General features: G+C 68.5%; 17 protein-coding genes and 1 pseudogene. 12 read left to right on the top strand and 6 right to left on the bottom strand.

Going from position 1 to position 18,583, the window contains the following annotated elements:
* Positions 1 to 47: 47 nt before the first annotated feature.
* The 6 genes from IJ15_RS0106800 (at position 48) to IJ15_RS0106775 (ending at position 6,181) form a co-directional block, all read left to right on the top strand.
* A complete protein-coding gene (locus IJ15_RS0106800) occupies positions 48 to 1,004 on the top strand; it encodes an STM4015 family protein (RefSeq protein WP_031937589.1) in 957 nt (318 codons plus the stop codon).
* Positions 1,001 to 2,095, top strand: coding sequence for an STM4014 family protein (locus tag IJ15_RS0106795; protein WP_031937588.1), 1,095 nt, complete (start codon positions 1,001 to 1,003; stop codon positions 2,093 to 2,095). Before IJ15_RS0106800 ends, IJ15_RS0106795 begins: the two co-directional genes overlap by 4 nt.
* Positions 2,079 to 2,903, top strand: a complete 825-nt coding sequence (locus tag IJ15_RS0106790) for an STM4013/SEN3800 family hydrolase (protein ID WP_231569444.1) — start codon at positions 2,079 to 2,081, stop codon at positions 2,901 to 2,903. The genes IJ15_RS0106795 and IJ15_RS0106790 overlap by 17 nt, the downstream gene beginning before the upstream one ends.
* Entirely contained in the window at positions 2,900 to 4,264 is a 1,365-nt protein-coding gene (locus IJ15_RS0106785; RefSeq protein ID WP_081880621.1) for an STM4012 family radical SAM protein, read from the top strand. Before IJ15_RS0106790 ends, IJ15_RS0106785 begins: the two co-directional genes overlap by 4 nt.
* A gap of 2 nt (positions 4,265 to 4,266) precedes the next feature.
* On the top strand, positions 4,267 to 5,124 hold the full coding sequence (locus tag IJ15_RS0106780) for an STM4011 family radical SAM protein (protein WP_197059771.1): 858 nt from the start codon (positions 4,267 to 4,269) through the stop codon (positions 5,122 to 5,124).
* A 100-nt stretch (positions 5,125 to 5,224) separates the two neighbouring features.
* Positions 5,225 to 6,181: a DUF808 domain-containing protein gene (locus tag IJ15_RS0106775; protein ID WP_031937584.1), complete on the top strand. Its 957-nt coding sequence runs from the start codon at positions 5,225 to 5,227 to the stop codon at positions 6,179 to 6,181.
* Between the two features lie 7 nt (positions 6,182 to 6,188).
* Here the strand turns inward: IJ15_RS0106775 and IJ15_RS0106770 are convergent, their stop codons facing one another.
* Both IJ15_RS0106770 and IJ15_RS26400 read right to left on the bottom strand, forming a co-directional pair.
* Entirely contained in the window at positions 6,189 to 7,034 is an 846-nt protein-coding gene (locus tag IJ15_RS0106770; protein ID WP_031937583.1) for an alpha/beta fold hydrolase, read from the bottom strand.
* A gap of 162 nt (positions 7,035 to 7,196) precedes the next feature.
* Positions 7,197 to 7,412: a response regulator transcription factor gene (locus IJ15_RS26400; RefSeq protein ID WP_031937582.1), complete on the bottom strand. Its 216-nt coding sequence runs from the start codon at positions 7,410 to 7,412 to the stop codon at positions 7,197 to 7,199.
* A 456-nt stretch (positions 7,413 to 7,868) separates the two neighbouring features.
* On the opposite strand from IJ15_RS26400, the gene IJ15_RS26000 reads away from it, so the two are divergent.
* The gene (locus IJ15_RS26000) at positions 7,869 to 8,057 is read left to right on the top strand and encodes a class F sortase (RefSeq protein ID WP_156112042.1); all 189 of its coding nucleotides are present in this window, start codon (positions 7,869 to 7,871) and stop codon (positions 8,055 to 8,057) included.
* A gap of 49 nt (positions 8,058 to 8,106) precedes the next feature.
* Here the strand turns inward: IJ15_RS26000 and IJ15_RS0106760 are convergent, their stop codons facing one another.
* A complete protein-coding gene (locus IJ15_RS0106760) occupies positions 8,107 to 8,514 on the bottom strand; it encodes a helix-turn-helix domain-containing protein (RefSeq protein ID WP_031937581.1) in 408 nt (135 codons plus the stop codon).
* A gap of 479 nt (positions 8,515 to 8,993) precedes the next feature.
* Here IJ15_RS0106760 and IJ15_RS25995 point away from each other — a divergent pair, with 479 nt between their 5' ends.
* A complete protein-coding gene (locus tag IJ15_RS25995) occupies positions 8,994 to 9,362 on the top strand; it encodes a hypothetical protein (RefSeq protein WP_156112041.1) in 369 nt (122 codons plus the stop codon).
* Positions 9,363 to 9,634: 272 nt separating this feature from the next.
* On the opposite strand, the gene IJ15_RS0106755 is transcribed toward IJ15_RS25995, so the two are convergent.
* From IJ15_RS0106755 to IJ15_RS24840, 3 genes and pseudogenes are all read right to left on the bottom strand, one after another.
* Positions 9,635 to 9,838 (bottom strand): cold-shock protein, encoded by a 204-nt coding sequence (locus tag IJ15_RS0106755; RefSeq protein ID WP_031937580.1) that lies wholly within the window; start codon positions 9,836 to 9,838, stop codon positions 9,635 to 9,637.
* 253 nt (positions 9,839 to 10,091) lie between these two features.
* Entirely contained in the window at positions 10,092 to 10,262 is a 171-nt protein-coding gene (locus tag IJ15_RS25990; protein WP_156112040.1) for a hypothetical protein, read from the bottom strand.
* 285 nt (positions 10,263 to 10,547) lie between these two features.
* Positions 10,548 to 12,507 (bottom strand): annotated as a pseudogene (locus IJ15_RS24840) (acyl-CoA dehydrogenase family protein).
* 166 nt (positions 12,508 to 12,673) lie between these two features.
* Between IJ15_RS24840 and IJ15_RS0106740 the strand changes: the two are divergent.
* The 4 genes from IJ15_RS0106740 (at position 12,674) to IJ15_RS0106725 (ending at position 18,555) form a co-directional block, all read left to right on the top strand.
* Entirely contained in the window at positions 12,674 to 14,110 is a 1,437-nt protein-coding gene (locus IJ15_RS0106740; RefSeq protein WP_051918587.1) for a DUF1254 domain-containing protein, read from the top strand.
* Positions 14,111 to 14,115: 5 nt separating this feature from the next.
* Positions 14,116 to 15,042 (top strand): LysR substrate-binding domain-containing protein, encoded by a 927-nt coding sequence (locus IJ15_RS0106735; RefSeq protein WP_031937578.1) that lies wholly within the window; start codon positions 14,116 to 14,118, stop codon positions 15,040 to 15,042.
* Between the two features lie 257 nt (positions 15,043 to 15,299).
* Entirely contained in the window at positions 15,300 to 16,634 is a 1,335-nt protein-coding gene (locus IJ15_RS0106730; protein ID WP_031937577.1) for an MFS transporter, read from the top strand.
* 4 nt (positions 16,635 to 16,638) lie between these two features.
* Positions 16,639 to 18,555 carry an FAD-dependent monooxygenase gene (locus IJ15_RS0106725; RefSeq protein WP_031937576.1) on the top strand — a complete coding sequence of 639 codons (1,917 nt, stop codon included), beginning with the start codon at positions 16,639 to 16,641 and terminating at the stop codon, positions 18,553 to 18,555.
* Positions 18,556 to 18,583: the final 28 nt, after the last annotated feature.

The raw sequence follows: 18,583 nt of genomic DNA, 5'->3' as shown, positions 1-18,583 counted from the left end.
CCCGGGCATAATGCCCATCGAGTCCACCCGACAGCAGGAGTGCCACGGTGACCATCAATGATCTGCAGAAGGAGTTCCACGGCCTCCCGGTTGTGGAGTTCCCCATCGATACCGACGCGGCCCCCGCGGTGCCCGGGCAGGGTCCGGTCGCCTGGCGGATCACCGTTCCCACGTACGAGGCGCCGATGGAGTGGCCGGAGGCGTTGGCCAAGTTCCTCGCCTCGGTCGATCCGTCGAGCGTGCAGGCGATCGTCGTCGGCGGCTGGTCCGACCCGTACGAGGAGAGTTCCGCCGACGTGGTGGCGGCGCTCGTCGCGGCGGCCGGTGAACTGCCCGCATTGCGGGCCCTGTTCCTCGGGGACATGACCTTCGAGGACTGCGAGATCTCGTGGATCACCCAGTCGAACATCACTCCGCTGCTGACCGCGTTTCCGCGACTCGAGCGCCTGGGGGTGCGCGGTGGCACCGGCCTGACTCTGACCCCGGTCCGGCACGAGAACCTGCGCCACCTGGTGATCGAGACGGGCGGCCTGTCCGTCGACGTGGTCCGGGCCGTGGCCGCGTCGGATCTGCCGGCCCTGACCGACCTCGAGCTGTGGCTGGGCGACGAGAACTACGGCGCCGATTCGACGGTGGAGGATCTCGCGCCGATCCTCTCCGGGAAGACGCTCCCGCGGTTGACGCGCCTCGCGCTCTCGAACAGCGAGTACCAGGACGAGATCGCAGCCGCCGTCGCGGCCGCAGCGGTCGTCCCGCAGCTGCGTGTCCTGGACCTGTCGAAGGGCGTCCTGCTCGACACCGGTGCCGAGGCGCTGCTCGCGGGGCAGTCGCTCACCCACCTGGAGTCGCTGGACCTGCACCACAACTACCTCAGCGACGGCATGCGGGAGCGCCTGCGGACGGCACTCGAGCCGTCCGGCGTGCAACTGAATCTCGACGGTGAGGACGCCGACGAGGACGAGTACGACGGGACGATCTACCGGTCGGTCGCTGTCAGCGAATGATCCGTCCCCGACTGGCGGTCGTGGGCAATCCGGAGAACCGCCGCGTGACAATGCTGTTGGACGCCGCGGCCCGCTCCGGCCTGCCCACCCCGCGGGTGGTGTCCTGGAGCGAGGTGCTCACCGCGCGTGGAGCGCGCTTCGACGCCGACGAGTGGGTGCGCCTCGACTCGCCCGGCGAGAACCCCGCCGTGGACGCGATGCTGCGCGGCCCCGGCGATCCGACCCGGATCGCCGACGGCCCGCGCGGGTACGCGTCGCTGCTCACCGCGGTCGGCACGCTGCACGGCGGCCGTCGACTGACGGACCCGGCCGATCTGGCGGTGTTGTTCGACAAGCGCCGATGCCACGCGGTCCTCGCGAACAGTGGTGTGCCGGTGCCGATGTCGCCAACCTCGGGCAACGATGCGCCGGTGCCGCGGAACTGGTCGGAGGTGCGCGATCTGGCCGAAGCGGCCGGGCTGCGGCGGTTCTTCGTCAAGCCCGCACACGGATCGTCCGCGGCCGGGGTGGTCGCGGTCGAGACCGCCTCCGGTGGCCGGGTCCAGGCCCGCAGCAGCGTGGAGATCGCCGCGGACGGGATCTACAACTCACTGCGGGTGCGCCGACGAACCGGCGACGCGGAGGTGGGAGCCCTGATCGACGCGCTGGCCGGGGAACGCCTGCACATCGAGGCCTGGTTGCCGAAGCCGTCGATTGGCGGCCGCGCCGTCGATCTGCGGATCGTGGTGGTCGCCGGGCGGGCGACCCACGCGGTGCTGCGCACCAGCACTCATCCCATGACCAACCTGCACCTCGGCGGGCAGCGCGGCGACCTGGACACCGCGCGGGCCGCATTCGATTCCGCGGGGTACGGCTGGGAGAACGCGCTGGCCGTCGCGGAACGGGCCGCCGCCTGCTTCCCCCGCACCCTGTGTGTCGGGGTGGACCTGCTGCCCGCCGCGGACTGGCGCGGTGCGGCCGTCGGCGAGGTGAACGCCTTCGGCGATCTGCTCCCGGGCCTGAACGGGCTCCCGGGCCGCGCCGACGATCTCGACACCTACGCGGCGCAACTGGCCGCGATCGAAGGATGGGCAGATGCTGCAGCAGCCTGACATGACCACCGTCGTCGGATCCGACGACATCCTGCTGATCACACTCGACACCCTGCGCTACGACGTGGCATGCGAGCTCGCGGCCGCCGGGCGGATCCCGAACCTCGCGAAGCACCTGCCCGGCGGGCAGTGGGAGCAGCGCCATGCTCCCGGCAGCTTCACGTACGCGTCGCACCAGGCGATGTTCGCGGGATTCCTGCCCACCCCGGTCGGGCAGGGACCGCACCCGCGGCTGTTCGCGGCCGACTTCGCCGGGAGCGAGTCCACCGCGGACGGAACTTTCGTGTTCGCGGAGTCCAATCTCGTTGCGGGCCTCGCCTCCGCCGGTTATCACACGGCATGCATCGGCGGCGTCGGCTTCTTCAACCGCCAGGGCGCGCTGGGATCGGTGCTGCCCGGGATGTTCGACGAGGCGCACTGGTCACCCGAACTGGGGGTGACGTCGCCGACCTCGTTCGAGGCGCAGGTGGACGTGGCGGCCGGGGTGGTGGACCGGCTTCCCTCCGACCGGCGACTGTTCCTGTTCGTCAACGTTTCCGCACTGCACCAACCGAACTGGTTCTTCACCGCCGGTGCCACCGCGGACGACGGCGACACCCGGGCGACGCACGCAGCGGCGCTGGAGTACGTGGACCGGCACATCGGACGTCTGTTCGACGCCGTGTCGAGCCGGCGACGGTGTTTCGCGATCGTCTGTTCCGACCACGGCACCACCTACGGCGAGGACGGCTACACCGGCCACCGGCTGGGCCACCCCCTGGTGTGGACGGTGCCGTACGCCCACTTCTTCCTCGAGGGACCGAGATGACCACCGTCGACCTGCCCCTGCCGGTGCCGCCGGATACCGTCACCGCGGATTACGTTGCGCCGTACCAGAACTATGTGTACGCGTATCCGCACAAGACCGCGTACCGGACGCTGGACCCGCGCCCGGCGCTGACCGAACTGTGGGCGGACGAACCCCAGGACGCGCTGTCGCTGTATCTCCACGTGCCGTTCTGCGAGGTGCGTTGCGGCTTCTGCAATCTGTTCACCCGGGTCGGCGCGCCGGACGAGCTCACCACCCGCTACCTCGACGCCCTCGAGCGGCAGTCCGAGGCGGTGCGGGAGGCGCTGGCCCCGTCGGCGGAGTTCGCGACGGCGGCCTTCGGCGGCGGGACCCCCACCTACCTGACCGCGTCGGAACTGGACCGGCTGTGCGACATCGCCGAGGGCATGGGCGCCGACCTGCGGGCGATCCCGCTGTCGGTGGAGGCGTCGCCGGCGACGGCCACCGCCGACCGGCTCGCGGTCCTCGCCGAACGCGGAATCACCCGGCTCAGTCTCGGTGTGCAGAGCTTCGACGACACCGAGGCCCGGGCCGCGGTCCGGCCGCAGCGTCGCGCAGACGTCGAGGCCGCCCTGCAGCGCGTCCGGGACGCCGCGATCGACGTCCTCAACATCGATCTGATCTACGGAATCGACGGCCAGACACCGCAGTCCTGGGCCGCCTCCCTCGACGCCGCGCTGGCCTGGCGGCCGGAGGAGCTGTACCTGTACCCGCTGTACGTGCGGCCGCTGACGGGCCTGGCCCGACGCGGCGGCGGGCCGGACCCGGACTGGGACGCGCTCCGGCTCGACCTCTATCGCCGCGGACGCGACCACCTGATCGCGGCGGGCTACGTGCAGGAGTCGATGCGGATGTTCCGGCGCGCCGACGCACCCGATCACGGTCCGAACGACTACGCGTGCCAGACCGACGGCATGATCGGACTCGGTTGCGGCGCAAGGTCGTACACCCGTTCCCTGCACTACTCCTTCGACTACGCGGTCGACGCGCGGGAGGTGCGCGCCATCATCGACGACTACGTCGCGGGCACCGTCGACGACTTCCGCCGCGCCGTCGTGGGACACGCGATGACCGAGGACGAGTCCCGACGCCGGCACCTGCTGCAGTCCGTGCTGCAGGCCGAGGGAATGCCGCTGGCGGACTATCGGTCCCGATTCGGCGCCGACCCGCACGAGCACTTCGGTACCGAGCTGGACCGGTGGTCCGGGCGCGGGTGGCTCGTCGCCGACGGTGGCCGGCTGCGGCTGACCGAATCGGGCCTGGCCTACTCCGACGCGCTGGGACCGGATCTGTTCTCGCCGCAGGTGCGCGCCGCGATGGCCGAGTACGAGGGCCGTTGACGGTGCTGACCATCCTGTACCGCGGACCGCTGGCGTCGTGCGACTACGACTGCCCGTACTGCCCGTTCGCGAAACGTCGGGACACCCCGGAACAGTTGCGCGCCGACCGCGCCGCGCTGGAACGCTTCTGCGCGTGGGTGGCGGGCCAGGACGAGGAACTGTCGATCCTGTTCACACCGTGGGGGGAGGGCCTGGTCCGCTCCTGGTACCGGCGGGCCCTGGTGGAGTTGTCCCGGCTACCGCACGTGCGACGGGTGGCGATCCAGACCAACCTCAGCTGCCGCACCGGGTGGCTCGCCGACGCCGAGCGCGACACCGTCGCGTTGTGGTGCACGTACCACCCCGGCGAGACCCCGCACGATCGGTTCCTCACCAAGACCGCCGAACTGACCGCGCTCGGTGTGCGCTTCAGCGTCGGCGTCGTGGGACTGCCCGAGCATCTCGTCGCAGCTCGCCGGTTGCGCGCCGAGCTGCCCGATCCGGTGTATCTGTGGGTCAACGCCGCCGAGGGGCACCAGTACACCGACGCCGATGCAGCCGAGTGGACGACGCTCGACCCGCTGTTCGAGTACAGCCGGCATCCGCACCGGACGCGGGGGCGGGCGTGCCGCACCGGTGACACCGTGGTGTCCGTCGACGGCGACGGCACGGTCCGGCGCTGTCATTTCGTCCCCGAGGAACTGGGCAACCTGTACGACGGCTCCTTCCGCGACGCGCTGCGACCACGGCCCTGCCCGCTGGACGTGTGCGACTGCCACATCGGGTACGTGCACACCGAGCAGCTCCCGCTGTACGACGTCTTCGCCGGTGGGGTGCTGGAGCGAATCCCGGCGGAGCCGGTCTGGCTGCCGATGACCTGATCGGTGCCGCGCCGGTGACCGCGGGTTCGGTACCGTTCTGTGTCGACCCGCGAGTGCGTGTCGACAGACCGGATCTGCACATCCGAACTGGGAGGTTCCCGTGGCTGGTGGTCTTGTCGCCCTGTTGGACGACGTCGCAGCGATCGCGAAAGCGGCCGCGGCATCCATCGACGACATCGGCGCCGCGGCCGGCAAGGCCAGCATCAAGGCGGCGGGCGTGGTCGTCGACGACACCGCCGTCACACCCCGCTACGTGCACGGGTTCTCCCCGAAGCGGGAGTTGCCGATCATCCGCAAGATCGCGATCGGATCGATCCGCAACAAGCTCCTGATCATCCTGCCGGTCGCGATGATTCTCAGCCAGTTCCTGCCGCAGGCCCTGCCCTACCTGCTGATCGCCGGCGGCCTGTTCCTCTGCTACGAGGGCGCCGAGAAGGTCTACGAGGCGCTCACCGGCGGTCACCACGAGGACGAGGACACGGCCGCGGCGCAGGACGGGCCCGAGCGTGAGAAGGCGATGGTCAGCGGCGCCATCCGCACCGACCTGATCCTGTCCGCCGAGATCATGGTGATCTCCCTGTCGTCGGTCGAGGACGAACCGTTCCTCACCCGGCTGGCGGTGCTCATCGTCGTCGCGATCCTCATCACCATCCTTGTCTACGGCGTCGTCGCCCTGATCGTGAAGATGGACGACGTCGGTCTCGCACTCGCGCAGCGCAAGTCGACCGTCAGCCAGCGGATCGGCCGCGGCCTCGTGGCCGCGATGCCGAAGGTGATGGCGGTCCTCACCGTCGTCGGAATCGCCGCGATGCTGTGGGTCGGCGGCCACATCCTGATCGTCAACGTCGGCGAAGCCGGATTCCACTGGCCGGCAGACCGTCTCCACGACCTCGAACACTGGTTCGGTGAACTCGTGCACGGTGGCTTCGGCGGCGTCCTGTCCTGGACCGCGGGAACCGTGGCATCGGCGGTCGTCGGACTGATCATCGGTGCGATCGTCGTCCTGATCGTGCACCTGATCCCGAAGCGGAAGAAGAAGGAGAAGGCGGCGCACTGACGCGGGATCACCGCCTGAGCGCGAGCATCGCCGCCGTCACCTCATCGGTAGCCGCCGCGGGAATCGCGGTCGCTGCATTTTCGATCACGAGTAGCCGGGCCCCGGGGATCTCCTGTGCGCACGCCTCGCCGTTGCCGACGGGAAAGAATGGGTCGTGCCTGCCGTGCACCACCAGTGCAGGGATCGTGAGCTCGGGCAGACGTTCGCGCCAGCGCGGTCCGCAGTCGAGCTTGGAGAACACCATTCTCAGATGGTTCGCCATCTGGGCCGCAGGCTCGGTGCTCTGCGCGCGGTCCCAGATGCGTTCGGCGGTCATGCGCGCGGCGGCGGGGTCGTCACCGAGGATGTCGGCGCCGACGGCGACGAACTCCGCCACGCCGGCGCGGTCGGACCAGTCCGGCATCGGGCGTGAGAACAGCCTGCCCATTGTCGCCTCGTCGTGGTCGGGCAGATCGTCGTCGACCGGCCCTGGAGCGACAGGCCGCGTTCCGACGAGCGTGAGTGCGCCGAAAGCGTCCGCATGATCGAGCGCCGCGACCTGGGCGACCATTCCGCCGACACCGATACCCGCCAGGTGCGCCGGCCTCGAGTCGAGTTCGTGGGCGAGCGCCGCGGCGTCCGACGCCAGATCGCGCAACGTATAGGCCGGCGACCGGGGATCGACGGTTGTCGACGCACCGCAATCGCGCAGGTCGTACCGCACGACGTGGTGCCCGCCGCGGGCGAGAGCGGCGCACAGGGCGTCGGGCCACGAGAGCATGGTGGTTCCGCCCACGAGGAGGATCAGCGGCGCTGTCGCGTCCCCGAAGTGCTCCACCCCGAGTGTGACGCCGTTGGCGTCGATCGTTTTCATCCCGTGTGCCACAGAGGTTCTCCCCTAGTCATCGTCCGTACCATCCGGCCGGTGCCCTGCCCGCAGATGCGGCCCTTGCACAGATAGACCCCTCACGGAGAGGAAAGTAATCGGGCTCGCCGGATCGAACAGATCGATGACGCTCGGTATCGGAAAGCGGAACTAGAGCAGCCGCAGACGAATCGCCGTCTCGATCGCCTCTGCCCGGGAATGCGCACCGAGCTTGCGGTAGATGCTACGAATCTGGGACTTGACCGTGTTCAGTGACACGAACATCCGCACGGAGATCGTCGTCATGGTCCCGCCGCTCGCGAGTTCGCGGAGCACCTCGAGTTCCCGCTGGGTCAGCCGCACGGTGGTCACGCGTTCGGTGACCAACCGCGGGCAGCTCCTCGGGTCGATCCCTGATGTGGTCAATGTCTGCTCGAGGCCGGCAGCGGCAATCCAGTCCAGCGCTTCCGGCGTGAGAGTGAGGAACGGCAGGGCAGCCGCTCTCGGCGCTGGTACCCGAGAACCCATTCGCTGCGTCGGACCTGTCATTCCTCGATTCCACCGCACCGATCCAGCGGCCGGATCTGCCGCCGAACACGCTGGCAATTCCGGACCTGAACATCAGCGCAGCATGGTTTCCACCGGAATCGGTTCCGGGGGCATGGTGCTTCCCGCTCCGAGGTTCGTCTCACATCTCGCAAACGGCGTTGCGTTCGGAGCCGGTGAAGGCGCCAATCTGGTTGCCGGCCACGTCGACGACGGGGACCGCACCCGAGGCGCGACGTGGGCGCTACACCAGATCGAGCCGGGCACACCCATCTTCGTGAGCGACAGTCCGGTCAGGTGTGGACCTATCGCGCGAGCAGTTTGCGGCTGTACGAAAAGACGGCGCTGCCGGATGATCTGTTCGATACCGCAGGCGAGCCACTGCTCGCTCTCGTAACCTGCGGTGGAACAACGGTTCCCGATCCGCATCTACCTTCCGGCTTCACGTACGAGGACAACGTGGTCGTGACCGCGCAGCCCGCCTGAGGTCGCACGCGGCCCCATCAGCGTGTCCGGCATGTACCGCCGGCGGTGTTCAGTCGGTGGTGCTTTCGCGATCGATGGCTTCGCTCGCCTGCTGCTGCTGCGCCTGGCGGAGTTCGGTGTTGATGCGCTGTGCATCGCTGAGTTGGTCTTCGAGGGTGATGATGCGGCAGGCGGCCTCTGTGGGGGTGCCCTGGTCGATCAGTTCACGGGCGCGGGCGGCGACGCGGAGCTGGTAGCGGGAGTAGCGGCGGTGACCGCCCTCGGATCGCAGCGGGGTGATGAGATTTGCGGTGTCGAGGCTGCGGAGAAACGCCTGGGTGACGCCGAGGAGTTCGGCGGCTCGGCCCATGCTGTATGCCGGGTAGTCCTCGTCGTCGAACTTGTCGCCCGGGCCGCTGGCGTTCTGGCTACTGTCGTCTGGCTTCGGCGGAATGTGCGTGACGCCTTTCGTGTGCACGGACGTGGGCCCCGGCGCCTGTGCGGCGCCGGGGCCCGAGGGGATTTACTTACTCAGACCGGCCATCGGGCCGGCATCCGTACTTGTTCCCCGCCTCGGTGGACGGGACTCGATCGTGTAACAGCTGACAGTGCACCACCTCCCAGTTGGGGATATTCCTTCGACGCTCCGGGACGGCGATCTCGCTACCGCCCGGGTGCGGCATCGAACTGCCGACGCCGCAAGTATTGCAACTACCTGTTGTTCCCTGCATTTCTCTACCGGGCCGATCTTGCTGCCCGGTAGATGGCGGGACGCGTCGAGTCCTTCGACAAACACATCAACACATCTTCTCGACACGTCCCGCCCTACTACCAGCTTGTTCCTCCATGCAGGCAGTTCGTCCTCTGCCTGCCGTTTCGGATCCTTCTGTATCGACAGAAGGAACAATACAACGGGCAGGTGCGCTTGTCTACAGTCGCCACTGTAGACTTTTTGTGATGGTCGTCACCCATTCGATGATTCAGGTCGCGCCGGCGAAAGTGGTCCGGTGCCGGCGAGTCCGCGTGGCGGAGGAGCGGGCCGTGGATATCCCGGCTCCGGTTCGCTTCGGTGAACCACTCACTGACAGAATGGAACCCATGTCTCTCACTCTTGATGCAGCGTTCTGGCGCCGCGTGAATGCGGATCGACAGCGCGTGCACGACGAGCGGGAACGGGCGACCCGAACAGGCGGACGGCGGCCGGTCGAGGATGACGCGGTGCGGGCTGTCCCGCTCAGTCGTGCCGCCGCGATGAAATCTGCACGGGCGGAGCTGACCGCCGTGGCGCGGGCTGCGGAGAATCTGCGCGGGGTCGTTCATCCCTGAAAGATGCTTTGCGCCAAAGGGTTCGGTGGCTGGAGGATGATCCGGGTTCGGTGTGCGCCCGCTGTCGGGCAGTATCGCCACCGTCCTGGCAACAGGACCCTCTGCGGGGCTGTCCGAGGGCTCAGGTTTCTCGGATCGGTCTGCGGGGCTAAGGATTTCCCGGTAGCTCGAGTTCTCCCGTGGGAAACGCGTCGGGCCCCGCCCCCTTGCATGGAAGGGGCGGGGCCCGACGTGGCCTCACATCCCCGCGAGGGGGAAGAAACGGGGGTGGGTCAGATTACGGTGATACCGGTCGCCTGGGGGCCCTTCGCGCCCTGACCGATCTCGAACCGCACGCGCTGGTTCTCCTCGAGGTTGCGGAATCCGCCGCTCTGGATCTCCGAGTAGTGCGCGAAGACGTCAGCAGAACCGTCCGAAGGTGCGATGAAGCCGAACCCCTTCTCGGAGTTGAACCACTTCACGGTGCCTTCTGCCATGTGAATTTCCTCTTCTCATACTCAACGACCCTGCCGAAATTGGGCAGAGTCAGGCCAATATTGCACGACGAGAAGATTTCCGAACGAAATATCCACACCGCCCGCAACAAAGAATTTGCGAGCGTGGCTAACGCGAACAAAAACTACGACCAACCACAGTCAACCACACATTCGGTGGGAAGTCCCGAAATCGGCCCCGTGGCCCGCGCTGGGGGATACCGGCGAGAAGTGTCAGAAGCGTTGGTGTGGAGGGCTACCGGGTGCTGAAGAGCGCGCGATGGATCTCCTCGCTGCTTCTCGGTGTCGGGTGCGAATCCGCGACGACGGGGCCGGCGAGCTCATCGACGGCAGTCCGGTCCCCCTCAGCTGCGGCTCGTGGGTCGTAGAAGAGTCGTCCGTCGACCGGATCGTGCTTGCTGTTCACGGCGTGTCCTTTTTCGTCTGTCGGTATCGCGCGGGCGGCGGGCTCCCGAACGGCCGGGGCGCATTTCCGCGCGAGGATGTCGATGGCTCGCCCCGCCGACGCTGGTAGGCGCCGCGGCTGACTCGCGTGCTCTCGATCACTGTCTGGCGTGCGTGGGTCGGCGCGGGAACGAGTAAGTCTCCGGGCGGTCCCCACTGTACGGCTCGTCCCGAAGAATCGGCCGTCGGCCACGCACTTTCGTCCTCCGCGCTTGCCCGGAGAGCGCGGGAGCGCTCTCCGGATCCGCTAGTCCACAGATTCCTCCGTGGCCGCCTCGGCCGGGGCGGAGAAGCGTCGGGCCAGGTTCTCCTCGGTGGAGGCGCCCGGCGCCCAGGGCGCGATCCACGGCCCGGTGCCCTCCGACGGATCCAGCACGCCGGCCTCCAGCCAGGTGTAGTCGCCGCCGAGGACGTCACGGGCGATCCGATGGTCGGTGTCGTCGGTGTTCTCCCACAGTGCCGCGAACAGTCGGTCGACGCGCAACCGCGACTGTCGGCAGAAGGCGTCCGCGAGGTCGGTGGCGGTCGCACCCCGGTCGGGAGTGTCGGCGCGTTCCATCTCGGCGCGAACGCACGCCGCCGACATCGCGAACAGTTCGGCGCCGATGTCGACGATCCGGCCGAGGAAGGCCTGGTGTTTCTCCATGCCGGCCTGCCAACGTGCCATCCCGTAGAAGGTGGAGCGGGCGAGCTTGCGGGCGTTCCGTTCGACGAACCGCAGATGCGTTGCCAGTGAGCCGAATTCACCGTACGACGTGGGCAGCTGGCCCTTGCCGGAGAACAGGTGCGGCAGCCACCTGGCGTAGAAGCCGCTCGCGCCGAGCGCCGCCTTGGCCTTGTGCTGCATGTCGGCTGCAGGGTCGGCCAGGTCGCCCGCTGCGGTCAGGTGCGCGTCCACGGCCTCACGGGCGATGAGCAGTCGCATGATCTCGCTCGAACCCTCGAAGATTCGATTGATCCGTAGGTCTCGCATCAACTGCTCGACCGGGACCGCACGTTCACCGCGCGCCGCCAGCGACGCGGCCGTCTCGTAGCCGCGACCGCCGCGGATCTGGACGAGGTCGTCGGCGATCCGGCAGGCCATCTCGCTCGACCACAGCTTGGCCAGTGCGGCCTCGATCCGGATGTCGTTGCGTCCCTCGTCGGCCATCTGGCCCGACAGTTCCAGTACGGCCTCGAGTGCGTACGTCGTGGCCGCGACGAACGAGATCTTGGCGGCGACGGCGCCGTGCTCGCCGACCGGCCTGCCCCACTGCACGCGCTCGGCGGACCACTCGCGGGCGATCTTGAGTGACCACTTGCCCGCCGCCGCGCACATCGCGGGGATCGCCAGTCGGCCGGCGTTCAGGGTGGTCAACGCGATCTTCAGGCCGTCGCCCTCCCGTCCGATCAGGTTCTCGGCAGGGACCCGAACCCGGTGCATCCGGGTGACGCCGTTCTCGATTCCGCGCAGACCCATGAAGGCGTTGCGGCGTTCGACGGTGATGCCGGGGGAGTCCGCCTCGACGACGAACGCACTGATACCCCCGCGGTGCCCCTCGCCGCGCGGCACCCGCGCCATCACCACCAGCAGTTCGGCCACCACACCGTTGGTGGTCCACAGCTTGACGCCGTCGAGGAGATACGCGGAGCCGTCCGCGGTCGGGGTGGCGGTCGAGGCCATCCGTGCCGGATCCGAGCCGACGTCCGGCTCGGTGAGCAGGAACGCCGAGATCGCACCCTTCGCGCAGCGCGGCAGGAACTTCTCCTTCTGATCGTCGGTTCCGGCCAGCTTGAGCGGTTCGGGTACGCCGATGGACTGGTGCGCCGACAGCAGTGCGCCGAGGCTCCCGTGCACCGATGTCACGATCATCAGTGCGCGGTTGTAGGCCACCTGGGACAGCCCGAGTCCGCCGTACTCGGTGGGGACCTTGAGCCCGAAGCATCCGAGCGCGGTCAGTCCGGCCACGTACTCGTCGGGGATCCGGGCCTCGCGTTCGATCACCGACCCGTCGATGCCTCGGCAGTACCGCTCGAGATCGGCGAGGAACGCCTCGGTCCGCGCCTCGTCGGCGGCGCCGGGCCGGGGGAATGGATGGACGAGGTCGAGCCGGAACCGCCCGAGGAACAGTTCCTTGGCGAAGGAGGGGCTTGTCCCAGCCGCTCTCCCGGGATTCTTCGGCGAGTGCTCGCGCCTGTTCTTCCGTGACCTGGGTCGGTGCCGCCATGATCCGCCTCCTCGACGAGAGCGATCGGAGAACTATCGACAAAGCTACTGGCGAGTATTCCCCTCTATCTGCGTCGGCGGAAGGGATCACCCCGTGTGGGTGAGGACGGAGGACCCGGCAGTCGCTTACCGTCGGCGCCGACGATCGTCGGACGGGGAGGTTCAGAATGCACGACGCAGGAGATGCCCTCGGGCAGGCCCTCGCGGGGGTCGGGATGCCCGACCGCGTAGGGACCCCGATCGGAACGTTCGAGTTCTTCGACGGGGTACCCCTGCCCGAGACCACCAAGAGTCTGTACGACGGCCTCGACTTCCTGCGGGGCGTCGAGGTCTTCCTCAACTCGGTCCCGGGAGCCTCGCTCGTCGCGATGCGGCGCGGGTTCCGCAGCGTCGGCATCGACGGCCTGGGCACGATCGCCTACACCGACCCGCGCGCCAACTCGGGCAGCTACTTCCTGACCCCGAACACCGAGACCACCTACGCCACGATGTTCTTCGACCTGCGCGACGGGCCCGTCGTGATCGAACCGCCCGCCGAGTCGCTGTGCGTGGTGGACGACTTCTGGTTCCGCTACGTCGCCGACATGGGGATCGCCGGACCGGACCAGGGCAAGGGCGGCAAGTACCTGTTCCTGCCACCCGGCTACCAGGGCGAGGAACCCGACGGCTACTTCGTCTACCGGACCCCCACGTTCACCAACTGGGCGGTCTTCCGGGCGCTCGGTGGCGTCGACGCGGTCAAGACGACCCGGGTCTACCGCCTCGCCGATGCCGCGGATCCGCCTGCGATGGCGTTCGTGAACGTCGCGGACAAGAAGTTCAACACCGTGCACGCGAACGACTTCTCGTTCTTCGAGGAGATCGACGAACTGGTGCAGGAGGAACCCGCGGAATCGCTCGATCCCGAGCGGGCCGGTCAGCTCGCGGCCGTCGGGATCCGCCACGGGACGCCCTTCGCGCCGGACGAACGCATGCGCGGCATCCTCGACACCGCCGCGCGGACCGCGGCCGGGATCAGCCGGGCGCTCGTGTACTTCCCGCGCGACGCGGACAGCTATCTGTACGCCGGCTCGTCGTGGAAGCAGGCGTTCGTCGGTGGCAGCTACGAGTTCCTGCGCGACCATGCGCGCCTCCTCGACGCCCGCACCCTGTTCCACTACTTCGCGACCGTGATCACCCCGGCGATGGCGCACGCCCAGGTGGGGGCGGGGTCCGCGTACGCCTACACGGCCGAGGACGCGGACGGGGCGATCCTCGACGGCGGCAAGAGCTACCGCCTGACCCTCCCGGCGAACCCGCCCGCGAAGAACTTCTGGTCGGTCGACATCTACGACACCCAGACACGGTCACTGCTGCAGACCGACAACCCCTACCCGAGTCTGATGAGCCTGAGTGGCACCGTCGTCTCGGAGGACGACGGGTCGTTCGTGCTGTGGTTCGGGCCGACGCCGCCGCCGGGTCGTGAGTCGAACTGGATCTGCACCGTCCCCGGCAAGAGCTGGTTCCCGATGCTCCGGCTGTACGGTCCGCTGGAGCCGTGGTTCGACGGGACGTGGGCGCCGGGCGAGCTCGTCGAGGTGGGAGAATCGATGCCTGGGAGGTAACCACCATGGTCAGCTCGGCGAGGCCGCCGGCGTACACGATGCGCCAATTGTTCGTCTTCGTGGCCGTCGCCGAGACCGGCACCATCCGGGCCGCCGCCGACCGGCTGCACGTGTCGCAGTCCGCGGTCTCGCTCTCGATCACCGAACTGGAACGGGCGCTCAAGTCGCAGCTGTGCGTGCGGCGACGCGCACACGGCGTGCAGCTGACGCCCACCGGCGAACGGGTCCTGATGCGCGCGAAGGCGCTGCTCGAGCAGGCCGGCGACCTGGCTGCGGAGGCGTCGGGCGCGGAGGGTGCGCTCACCGGTCCGCTCGCGATCGGCTGCTACTCGTCCCTGGGGCCGACGCTGCTGCCGCGGCTGCTGTACGAGTTCAACCAGCTCCATCCGGGGGTTACCGTCGACTTCGTCGAGGACACCCAGGACCGGCTCGAGCAGCGGTTGGCGTCCGGGGAGCTGGACCTGGCGATCGTCTACGACCTGGATCTGTCGCCCGCCCTGCGCTCGACTCGGATGGACACCCGGCAGCCGGCGATCCTGCTGCCCGCCGACCACCGTCTTGCCGATGCGCCGGTCGTGGAGCTCGCCGAGCTCGCCGACGAGCCGATGGTGCTGCTCGACGCCCCGCCCAGTTCGTTCCACGCGCTGCAGATGTGCAGCCATGCCGGGTTCACCCCGCGCGTGCGGTTCCGGCCGAAGAACTTCGAGACTGCCCGCGCGCTCGTGGGCCGGGGCTTCGGCTGGACGCTGCTGATCCAGCGACCCCACCTCGACGTCACCTACGAGGGGCTCGGCGTCGTTGTCCGGCCCGAGGTGGAGCCGCCGGTGCCCGAGGTCGACATCCTGCTGGTGTGGTCGCAGGATGCGCTGCTCAGTCGGGCGGCCCGCGCCTTCGTCGAGTTCGCCGCCGACGGGGACGCCAGCCCGTTCTGAGCCGGGTGTCGCCACGATCACACCCCGAAACCGGTCCCGGCGGTGCAGGATGCAGTACGAGGGCCGCGATGCTCCCACTTTTCGAACGTTTGACCGGCCTTCCCCCGTAACCACAGGTTTTGTGGGTATTCACCACGATTTCTTGCGCTTTTCACGAGATGTGATCCAGGTCAAGATGTCCTGCAGGCCGCTTCGTCGGCACGTGTGCAGGTGTCTTCGCCCTGTGTGCACATCCAGAGTTGAAAGGCACCGAACCCATGACGGCAACCATGGCTGCGGCCCCGCCGCAGGAGTTGCAACGCAAGGCCCGCAAGGCCGCGCTGGGCAGCTTCGTCGGCACCGCGATCGAGTGGTACGACTTCTTCATCTACGGCACGGCTGCCGCGCTGGTGCTCGGCCATCAGTTCTTCCCGAACTCGTCGGATCTGGCCGGCACGTTGGCCTCGTTCGCGACCCTCGCCGTCGGCTTCATCGCGCGCCCCATCGGTGGCGTCGTCATGGGCCACTTCGGTGACCGCGTGGGACGCAAGTCGATGCTCGTCATCTCGCTGCTGCTCATGGGCTTCGCGACCGTCGGCATCGGTGTCCTCCCCAACTACGACGCGATCGGCGTCTTCGCCCCGATCCTGCTGGTGACGCTGCGCTTCATCCAGGGTCTCGGCGTGGGCGGCGAATGGGGCGGTGCGGTCCTGGTCGCCACCGAGAACGCCCCCGAGGGCCGCAAGGGCCTGTACGGCGCCGCACCCCAGATCGGTGTCCCGGCCGGTGTCCTCGTCGCGAACCTGGTCTACCTGCCGTTGACCGCGTTCATGAGCGACGAGGCGTTCAAGTCGTGGGGCTGGCGGATCCCGTTCCTGCTCAGCGCCGTCCTCGTCCTGGTCGCCATGTGGATCCGGCTCGGCCTCGAGGAGAGCAGCGAGTTCCAGGAGTCCAAGGACGCCAAGGATGCTGAGCAGCCCGAGAAGCTGCCGATCGTCGAGGTCCTCACCAAGCACTGGAAGACGGTCCTGCTGGCCGGCGGCACCTTCATCGCCACCAACGGCATCGCGTACGCGTACATGGTCTACGTCCTCAAGTACGGCGAGACCGAGCTCGGCTTCAGCAAGACCACGATGCTGTTCCTGCTGATCAGCTCGTGCCCGTTCTGGATGGCCGGCATGGCGTTCAGCGCATGGAAGTCCGACACTCTGGGCCGTCGGACGGTCTACGTCCGCAGTTCCATCGCGTTGGTGATCGTCGCCGCCGTCTTCTTCCCGCTGATGGACACCGCCGTCCTGCCGGTGATGGTCGTCGCGATGATCGCGATGGGCTTCGTCCTCGGCTGCTGCGCCGGCCCGCAGTCCGCGCTGTTCGCGGAGCTCTTCCCGCCGGCGATCCGCTACTCGGGTGCCTCGCTCGGCTACCAGATCGGTGCCATCCTCGGCGGCGGCCTCGCGCCCATCATCGCCACCGCGCTGTACGCGAGCTTCGAGACGTCGCTCGCGATCACCGGCTACTTCGTGCTGATCGCGCTGATCAGCCTCGCCAGCATCCTGCTGCTGAAGGTGCCCGGTACCCAGCCCTCCCGTCCGATCGAGCAGGAAGCGGTGTAGATCAGTGTCGACCTACTACCAGCCCAAGAAGTACGCCCCCTCGGCGTTCGAGTCGATGACGGCCACCGACGAGACGCTGCCCGTCGTCATCGTCGGCGCCGGCCCCGTCGGCATGGCCGTCGCGCTCGGCCTCGCGCAGCGCGGCATCCCCGTCACGATCATCGAGGCCGCCGACCAGGTGTCGTTCGGCAGCCGCGCGATCTGCATCTCCCGCCACAGCCTCGAGGCCGCCGCGCGCCTCGGCTTCGGCGCCGAACTCGAGAAGATCGTGCTCCCGTGGGTCGGCGGCCGCAGCTTCTACCGCGACCAGCAGGTGCTGCACTTCCAGATGCGCAACGCCGACCACGACGTCCGCCCGCCCATGATCAACGTCTCCCAGTCGGAGTTCGAGCAGATCATGGTCGACACGATCGAGGCGAACCCGCTCATCACGCTGTACTGGTCCGCGAGCATCGCGGGCGTGCTGCGCGCCGACGACGAGGTCACCGTCGAGGTCGACACCGCCGACGGCAAGCGTCACCTGCGCGCCCGCTGGGTCGTGGCCGCCGACGGTGGCCGCAGCCGCATGCGTGAGCTCGCCGGACTGCGTCTGCAGGGCAACAACTACGACGGCCGCTACGTCATCGCCGACATCCACTGGGAGTCGGAACTGCCAGCCGAGCGCATGGTCTGGTTCGATCCGCCGAGCAACCCCGGCTCGACGATCATCATGCACAAGCAGCCCAAGGACATCTGGCGCATCGACTACCAGCTCGATCCGTCCGAGGATGCCGAGATCGAGACCCAGGAAGACCGCATCCGGGATCGCATCACCAAGCACCTGGAGTGGCTGCAGAACGATCTGCCGTGGACGCTCGAGTGGCACGGCTTCTACAGTGCCCGCGCGTTGGCGCTGCCCGACTTCACGCACGACCGCCTCCTGTTCGCGGGCGATGCGGCGCACCTGGTGCCGATCTTCGGTGTCCGCGGCCTCAACTCGGGCATGGAGGACGCCGAGACCCTCGCCTGGCAGCTCGCGGCCGTGATTCACGGCAACGCCAGTTCGGAACTGCTGCAGGCATATTCGGTGGAGCGGCACGACGCATGGCGGCAGAACGTCGCGAACGCCGGCAAGAGCACGCTCATCATGTCGCCCGGCAGCCACGGCTACCAGACGACGCGCGACGCGATCCTCGCGCTGGCCGTCGACCGTCCCGAGTTCGGCCACCTGATCAACCCGCGTCAGTCCAGCGCCACCAACGCACGGATCTCGCCGCTGACCTGGCCCACCCCGGTCGATGCCGCGGGTGTCGCCGCGGGCGACCCGGTCGACGACCGGCGTGTGGTGATCGCCGACGGCACCGAGACGTCACTCAACGTGTTGCGCGGCAACGGTTTCGCCGTGCTCGGTGTGAACGTCGACGCCGCGGCACTGGCCGCCGCGACCGCCACCCTCGCCGGTGCACTCGCGCCGGAGTCGGTCCGCGCGGTCCTGATCGGCAGTGACACGTCCGATGCGTCCGTCGCCGTCGTGCCCGACGCCGACGGTGGTGTCGCGGCCGCACTCGGTGCCCGCGACGGCGAGGTGTTCGTGATCCGCCCCGACGGTGTGCTGCTGTGCCGCATCGACGGCGTCGGACGCATCGACGACGTCGTGCGCCACCTGTCGCTGGGCGATGCGCCCACCGGTGCCAGCGCCGCCGTCGACAGCGGGCCGGTCATCGACCCGGCCGAGCTGCGTCGCGAGAACGTGTGGATGGGCCTGTCCGACGCCCTCGACCAGGCCGCCGAGACCGACCGCGAGGGCTTCCTGACCCGACTCGCGCTCGTGCTCGGATCGCAGGTGGGGCAGCGCGAATTCGAGGAGGCCATCGCGGCCGCCACCGACCAGTCGCTCACCGTGCCCGCGGACGAGAACACGGGTGCCGCTGTCGGCGCCTGAGTACGTGTTCGAATCCAGCGCCGTCCGG

Origin of the sequence: Prescottella defluvii (genome assembly GCF_000738775.1) — a bacterium.
In the GTDB taxonomy this organism is placed as follows: Bacteria; Actinomycetota; Actinomycetes; order Mycobacteriales; family Mycobacteriaceae; genus Prescottella; species Prescottella defluvii.
This window is presented reverse-complemented; position numbering and strand designations above follow the sequence as displayed.